This is a genomic window from Pseudomonadota bacterium, assembly GCA_023229365.1.
Lineage (GTDB): Bacteria > Myxococcota_A > Polyangia > JAAYKL01 > JAAYKL01 > JALNZK01.
Window position 1 is genome coordinate 1 of sequence record JALNZK010000191.1, and the last position, 7383, is coordinate 7383.

Genomic DNA, 7383 nt, shown 5'->3' on the forward strand with positions numbered 1-7383 from the left:
GGGGGGCGGGCGGCGTGCCGCCTGCTCAACTCGAACGGCGCGAGCTGCAACTCCGACGGGACGCCATGCTGGGATCTGTGCACCGCGCACCAGTGGCAGTACGCGTGCGAGCAGGGGGCGGTGCCCGGCGGTAGCACGTCGCCGCTTACTTACCCCTACAGCGACTTCTACGGCGCGGCCACGTGCAACGGGACCGATCGTGTGGTGAGCGACGTCGTGCTGTACACGGAGTACCTGGACGGCTGCCGCTCGGACTGGACCACCGACATCTACGATCAATCCGGCAACGTCGAGGAGTGGACGAAGACCGCGCGCACGATAGGTGACGGCACGGCGCTGTACGAGACGCGCGGCGGCTCGTACAACGACCTCGCGGGTGGCATGACCTGCCCGTTCAACCTGACCGCATTCGAGAACGACGTAGACTTCCGCATGCCGAACATCGGCTTCCGGTGCTGCCGCATGAACACGGACTGCTCGACGAGCGCGAACTGCGTCGCCGGCAGCTGGTGCTCGAGCGGTAACTGCGTCGCGTGCGACACGAGCGCGCACTGCGGGCCGACCTGCGCCGCGTGCGCTTCGAACTACCGGTGCACCGGCCCGGACGGCTCCTGCAGCTTCTGCAAGTCGGACGCCTTCTGCGGTTCGTCCTGCACGGCCTGCGCCCCCGGGGTGCACTGCTACGCGACGTCGAGCACCACCTCGGCGTGCCTGCCCAACTACACGACCGAGACCTTCACCTACGACTGGGAGGAGCTCTTCGGGGCCACCGGGGTGACCAACCTGTCGCTCGCCGACGAGGGGATGTCGGCAGCCGTCAACATCGGCTTCACCTTCCCCCTGTACGGGACCAACTACACCCAGCTGTACGTCTCGGCCAACGGGTTCATCGAGTTCGGGGCGACCACGAACTCGTACACGAACCAGTGCAGCCTCCCGAGCGCGACGACGCCGAACAACATCATCGCGCTCATGTGGGACGACCTGAACCCGGCGAGCGCGGCGATCATCCGGTACAAGTCGTTTGCGACCTGTCCGGTCGGCACGTCGGCGCAGCCCTGCTTCGTCGTGGAGTACGACAACGTCCCCCACTACGGCGGCGGCACGGCCGGCACGTTCGAGGTCGTCCTGTTCCAGGGCGGCGACTTCACCATACAGTTCCAGGACTCGGGCGCCGAGCTGGGCAGCGGCTCCACGACTGGGGTCGAGAACTCCGCCGGGACGATGGGCAAGACCTACGAGTGCGACACGGCGAGCTCCCTCTCCGACTCCGAGGCCGTCTGCTTCTACATGGAGGACGAGTCGACGAGCGGCTGCCACTGAGCCGCTCCGACGATCGCCCGCGCCACGGCGCGCAGATCCTTCTCCCGCACCTCGATCCGGCACGCGGCGCGCAGCTCGTCGCTCTTGCAGTTGAACGCGATCGCGAGCCCGGCAGCGCGCGCGATCCACAGATCGTTGTCGTTGTCGCCCACGAACGCGGCGCGCGAGGCCTCGATCCCCTCTCGCCGGCACAGCTCCCGCAAGCCGTCCGCCTTGCCCTCGACGTCGTACGGCGTCGGGGTGCCGCCGGCGATCCGGCCGTCCGCAGCGAAGGCGATGCGGTTCAGGAGCACGTGCTTGAAAGGGACGTCGGGAAACAGGTGATCGACCACGATGTCGAGGCTGCCGGACACGATCGCGATGACATGGCCGCGGGCGTGGAGGTCGAGGAGCGCCTCCCGTGCGCCCGTCACCGGCCGCAGCATGTCGAGCACCTCCCGGATCCGCGGGAGGGTCGCGCCCGCCTCGGACAGGAGCTCGAGATCGCTGTGGAACCAGTTCGCGTAGGTGATCCTTTTCGCGAAGAAGTCGTCGTGCGCCTTCTTGCGCAGGACGGGGTCGGTCGCGAAGTGATCGTGGAGCGTCTGCCAGATGAAGATCGTGTCGTCGACGAGCGTGCCGTCCACGTCGAAGCACACGAGCGGGTAGCGGAGCCGGTGATCCATGGCCTGCCGTGTCTATCATACCAAGTGTGACGGGCGCAAAACCCAGTCCGAAGAATCGTAGTTGACACTATTCCCAGAGTGGCGGACATTCGGAAAGCAACGCCGTATTCGAGGAAATATGTTCATGTGCCCCCTCCGGGTCAGGCGCGATAGTCGCGTCGATTGTGGTGAGCCGTTCGTAGGCCGCGGTCGACAGACACTGCTCGTGCGAGGCCCCCCGCTCGAGCCTTTCGCCGATTCCCAAACGCCAATTCGAGTCCGGAAAAAAAAGAGGAGCGAGGAGCCATAGAGAGTATGGCTCCGGAAACGGAGAAATGCAAAATGAGGAAGATCTTGAGAGTGATCGCTGCCGTGTTTCTGACCAGCGCCGCGATCGCCCCCTTCGACGCTTCGGCGTCGCCCGTGATGGACGGACCGGGCGTTTCATTGATAGTAGAGCTGCCCGACGGGCCGCTCTGCGGGAAAGACGTGCCCGTCACGATCCGCGTGGAGAACGCGTTGAGAGAGGTGATCGAGATCGGCTCGCTGACCACATCGCGGCACCGTTTCCGCGAGGAGAAGAACGAGCACAACGGCGAGACGATGCTCGTGAGTGAGGACCTGCCAGCCACCGTTCTTGGAGAGCCGAAGTCGGCAGAGGTGGAAAAGAAGATGACCATTGACGCGTCGTTCCCGATCCCCTCCGAGGACGGAGTATTCAGCGACACGTTCACGCTGAAGTGGAGGCGCACGGGCGCGGGCGCTTGGATCTACACGGACGCGTTCGTGAAGACTGAGGTGACGGACGGCTGCGCCGAGATCATCAGCGACCTAGAGTACGAAGCTCTAATGCAGGTCTACTCGCTCATCCCGTTCGTACGGGACGGGAAGGAGGTGCTCGAGCTGGCCGTCGAAGGCGCCGGGACGTTTGACGGGTACGAAGTCCCATGGACGGAGATCGACGACGGTTTCGCGCCGATCTCCACCGCATCCGAAGACGCTGTCGTCATCGACGGCACGCCCTACCAGTTCATCGACCCGAGCTACGAGACCGTGAGCGACGACGCCGTCTCCGACGCCGAAGGCGAGGGCATGGCGTTGGACTCGATTCTCTCGCTCAGCTACTGTGTCAGGGTGAGATACCATCAGGATGCGTATCAGGCCCCGACACCCACGGCGACCGGAATGCGCTGGTGGCGACCCAGGACCAGGATCACGAATTCGTCTTTCGAAAAAATGAATTTCCAGGGGCTCGTTGTCGAGCTTTGGGACCGGAACGAAGGAGTCAGGGACCACTATATCACCTCAGCCATCCTCAACTATACTGCCAACGGTCAATACTTTTGTATCGATTTCGATTGGGACCAGACCGCACATGGAGAAACCTACCCCGATCCCTTTATTAGAACCGTTTATAAAGTTGCTAAGCCCGCAATTGGTCCTTCCCTGATCAAATACGGGATATTGTGTAGAGATTCGTACGACCCCTGTTTGAATCCTATACCGATGTCCTGGAGAGACCAGTACACAGCGAATCTGGGGAGTACCGGTACTACTGCGTATGTATCCACATATTTCACGTCGGTGAGCGATCCTCCCGATGCGAGTTACCTCGAAACCACCCCCAGTTCGCAGGCGACCCAAATGGCGTATTTTCAGAAGTTTTTCCAGGTCTGGAACGGGTACGAGTTGGACGATTCCATTCGTGTTGCTTGGGGCGACATGTGTTCTCCAGGCGGTGGCAGCGACGATCACATCACCTTGTGTCGAAAGAGGGATGCATTTGGCGAATATCCCGAGGCCTTCTGGCACCGGCGCTGGGATGTCCCTCCACATGAGATGGGGCACAGTTACAGAAGTATCGTCTGGGGAATTGACCCATCTGTGAACTGCGGAAGCGGAGCGCACCGCGGATACTGCTCGTACACATACGAGTGCGCAACGAGTGAAGGATGGGCCAGTTTCGTTGCAATGCGTACCTGGTATCCGGACGATACCGACATCTCGGAACCCATTCTGTATACGCAGCAAGATTGGTATGAAATCGAGCCCGGCGGATATACTTTGCCACATTCTCCATTCGACGACGACTATTGCAACATGGACGACGCCGGAACCAATGCATGTCCATTCGCCTACCCCGGTCAACCCGAATGGCACCAATGCTATGCCAAGAACGAAATAATGGGCGTTCGCGCGTTCTGGGATATGTTGGACAGCAACCCAGATGGTGATGACCTGTCGAGCGATTCAGTGCTTTGGCCCTACCTAGTGGACGTCTGGGTGCTCTATCCTGATGGAGACGGCAACCATGAACTCACCGAGGAGGATTCGAATATGGTCGATTACCTTTACAACGCTGCCGAGATCAGCTCGGACGTTCACGACGACATCGAAGCAGCGATGGAAAACAACAGCATGACCTGGCAGGATCCGACTTGAACTACCCGGCAGTCAAAGTCGCAGTCCGGCTCGCCCCCCTGCTCGTCGTGTTGGCGGCTTGCGGCAACGGTGCAACATCGACCGCGGACAGCGGAACCGATTCCGGGACCGACGCGGGGGCCGACGCCGGCCCGCCTCCCGGCTCGTTGCTCTGGGCGCAACACATCGGGGGTGTGGACTATATCGAGGAGGCCGCTGCCGGCGTTTTCGGGAATCAGGGTCATTCGGTTGCTGCCCTGTCGGACGGCACCTTCTGCGCCGACGGCTCGTTCATGAACGGCGCGGTGTTCGGCGCCGGTACGGCCAACGAAATCGAATTACAGTCCGCTGGAGGTGTCTGGGACGGGGACGGGTTCATCGGGCGGTGGCTGCCCGACGGCACACCGGCATGGGTGCTCCCGGTGGGCGGGGACGGCAGCTACTACGTCGACGGCTTCGCCGAGTTCGAGAGGCTACCGGACAACTCGGTGATCGCCGTGGTACAGGTGGAGAACGGCGCGAACCTCGATCCGCTAGGCGACGCCCCGGTGACCTTAGACGACGACAACGGATTGGTCGCACCCGTCTACGATGCCGACGGCCGGCTGGTCCGGTACATCGACTGGATCGGCGGGGGCGAAGACTGGACCCACGGCGCGGGGTATACTCTGAGAATCCGCGTGCGCGCGGCGCCGGATGGAACGGTCGTCATGTCGAACTCGACTTGCTGCTACGAAGACGAAACGGTGATCCTCGGCACCGACGAGCCGAACGAGACGGTGTTGACCTCGGATCCCGACTCGCTGAGCTGGTCGGTCATCGGCGTGTACGACCCCGCCGGCTTCCTGGAGTGGGGCGTGAAGCTCGAGAACGGCTCGCACGAGTTCGATCTCACTGTCGGGGAGATCGCCGTGAGCGCGGGCGGGGAAGTACTCGCGGCCGGAAGCTACTTCGAAGGCGAGGCGGTCGTGTTTGGGTCCGACGGGAGCTCGACCTCGCTCCCATGCTCGGATGCCGGGCCCGACACGTCGGGGAACTACCTGGCCAAGTGGAACGCGGAGGGGATCCTCCAGTGGGTCAAACAGATTCCGACGCTGGGTCCGTCTCCCCTGTTTTTCCGCGACGACGGCACCATCGTCTGGATCGACGCGTTCCGGCACGGGAACACCTTCGACCCGGGTGGGCCTGCGGAGGTCGCGATCGACGCGCCGGAGTGCGCGGGCGAGTCTCCCTGCTTCTTCGTCGTCGAGATCGCGCAGGATGGATCGTCGTTCGAGCCGCGGCGCCTGTCCGGCCCAGGCGGCGGCTATATGGCGCGCAGACCCGACGGTTCCTTCACTCTCGCCACATGGAGAGAAGGCGTGACCACGATCTCCGGCTACGGCGCGGACTTCGACCCACAATGGGAGGCGGTGATCGAGCCCAACGGCGCCGAGGCCGGGGCGTGGATCCACGACATCGCCGCCCTCGCCGACGGCTCGGTCGTCGTCATCGGCGACTACACGGACTCCATCGTCCTCGGCGCGGGCGAGCCGAACGAGACGACGCTCCACGGCGTCTGCGACGAGTGCAGGTACGGCGCGTTCCTCGCCAGGTACGCGTGGTGAGCGGCCGGGCCGTCGATCCGCGCGATCGTGCCCGCAGAGCAAGCTCCGAAGAGCCGTTGCCGAAGAGCCGTTGCCGAAGTTGACAACCCCCCCGCGGTGATTAATATGGCGCGGCGAGCACTTGGAGGGTGAAAGTGCTCACGTGGCAAGAACAAAACCAATCCTCAGTAATCATTGAGGAAAACGGAGGGCGAACATGGCAGTCAGACCACTGAACGATCGGGTGCTCGTGAAGCGGCTCGAGTCCGAGGAGCGGACCAAGGGCGGCATCATCATCCCGGACGCGGCCAAGGAGAAGCCGCTCGAGGGCAAGGTGATGGCGGTCGGCGGCGGCAAGAAGGACGAGAAGGGCAAGGTGATCCCGCTCGTCGTGAAGAAGGGCGATCGCGTGCTGTTCGGCAAGTACTCGGGCACCGAGATCAAGATCGACGGCGAAGAGGTCGTGATCGTGCGCGAGGACGACATCCTCGCGGTGATCGAATAGCGCAGAGGAGGTGACACCATGGCAACGAAAGAGATCAAGTTCGACGAGAGCGCGCGCTCCCTCATCCTCCGCGGCGTGGACACGCTCGCCGAGGCGGTGAAGGTCACCCTCGGGCCCAAGGGCCGCAACGTCGTCATCGACAAGTCGTTCGGCGGGCCGGCCGTGACCAAGGACGGCGTGACCGTGGCCAAGGAGATCGAGCTCGAGAACAGGTTCGAGAACATGGGCGCGCAGATGGTCAAGGAGGTCGCCTCCAAGACGTCGGACGTCGCCGGCGACGGCACCACGACCGCGACCGTGCTCGCCCAGATCATGTACCGCGAGGGCGCCAAGCTCGTGACCGCGGGCCACAACCCGATGTCTATCAAGCGCGGCATGGACAAGGCGGTCAAGGCGGTGGTCGAGAACCTCGAGAAGATGAGCAAGAAGGTCAAGGACCGGCAGGAGATCGGCCAGGTCGGTACGATCAGCGCGAACGGCGAGGCGACGATCGGCGAGATGATCGCCGAGGCGATGGAGAAGGTCGGCAAGGAGGGCGTGATCACGGTCGAGGAGGCCAAGGCGATGGAGTCCACGATGGAGGTCGTGGAGGGGATGCAGTTCGACCGCGGCTACCTCTCGCCCTACTTCGTCACCGATCCCGAGCGGATGGAGGCGGTCTACGAGGACGCGCTCATCCTGATCCACGAGAAGAAGATCTCCAACATGAAGGATCTCCTCCCGATCCTCGAGCAGGTGGCGCGCATGTCGAAGCCGCTCCTGATCGTCGCCGAGGACGTGGACGGCGAGGCGCTCGCGACGCTCGTCGTGAACAAGCTGCGCGGCACGCTGAACACCGTGGCGGTCAAGGCGCCGGGCTTCGGCGACAGGCGCAAGGAGATGCTCAAGGACCTCGCCATCCTCC

The 7383-nt window shown here is 63.2% G+C and carries 6 protein-coding genes; 5 read left to right on the top strand and 1 reads right to left on the bottom strand.

Annotated features, from left to right (window positions below; all coding sequences use genetic code 11):
• A partial coding sequence (locus tag M0R80_30405; GenBank protein ID MCK9463951.1) for an SUMF1/EgtB/PvdO family nonheme iron enzyme occupies positions 1–1323 on the top strand: 1323 nt, incomplete at its 5' end.
• On the opposite strand, the gene M0R80_30410 is transcribed toward M0R80_30405, so the two are convergent.
• Entirely contained in the window at positions 1287–1988 is a 702-nt protein-coding gene (locus tag M0R80_30410; GenBank protein ID MCK9463952.1) for an HAD family phosphatase, read from the bottom strand. The two genes, M0R80_30405 and M0R80_30410, sit on opposite strands and share 37 nt — an antisense overlap.
• 321 nt (positions 1989–2309) lie before the next feature.
• On the opposite strand from M0R80_30410, the gene M0R80_30415 reads away from it, so the two are divergent.
• From M0R80_30415 to groEL, 4 genes are all read left to right on the top strand, one after another.
• Positions 2310–4409, top strand: coding sequence for a hypothetical protein (locus M0R80_30415; protein MCK9463953.1), 2100 nt, complete (start codon positions 2310–2312; stop codon positions 4407–4409).
• Positions 4406–5995, top strand: coding sequence for a hypothetical protein (locus tag M0R80_30420; protein MCK9463954.1), 1590 nt, complete (start codon positions 4406–4408; stop codon positions 5993–5995). The genes M0R80_30415 and M0R80_30420 overlap by 4 nt, the downstream gene beginning before the upstream one ends.
• 196 nt (positions 5996–6191) lie before the next feature.
• Positions 6192–6479 carry a co-chaperone GroES gene (groES, locus tag M0R80_30425; GenBank protein MCK9463955.1) on the top strand — a complete coding sequence of 96 codons (288 nt, stop codon included), beginning with the start codon at positions 6192–6194 and terminating at the stop codon, positions 6477–6479.
• 18 nt (positions 6480–6497) lie between these two features.
• On the top strand, positions 6498–7383 hold an 886-nt coding region (gene groEL, locus M0R80_30430; protein ID MCK9463956.1), incomplete at its 3' end, for a chaperonin GroEL.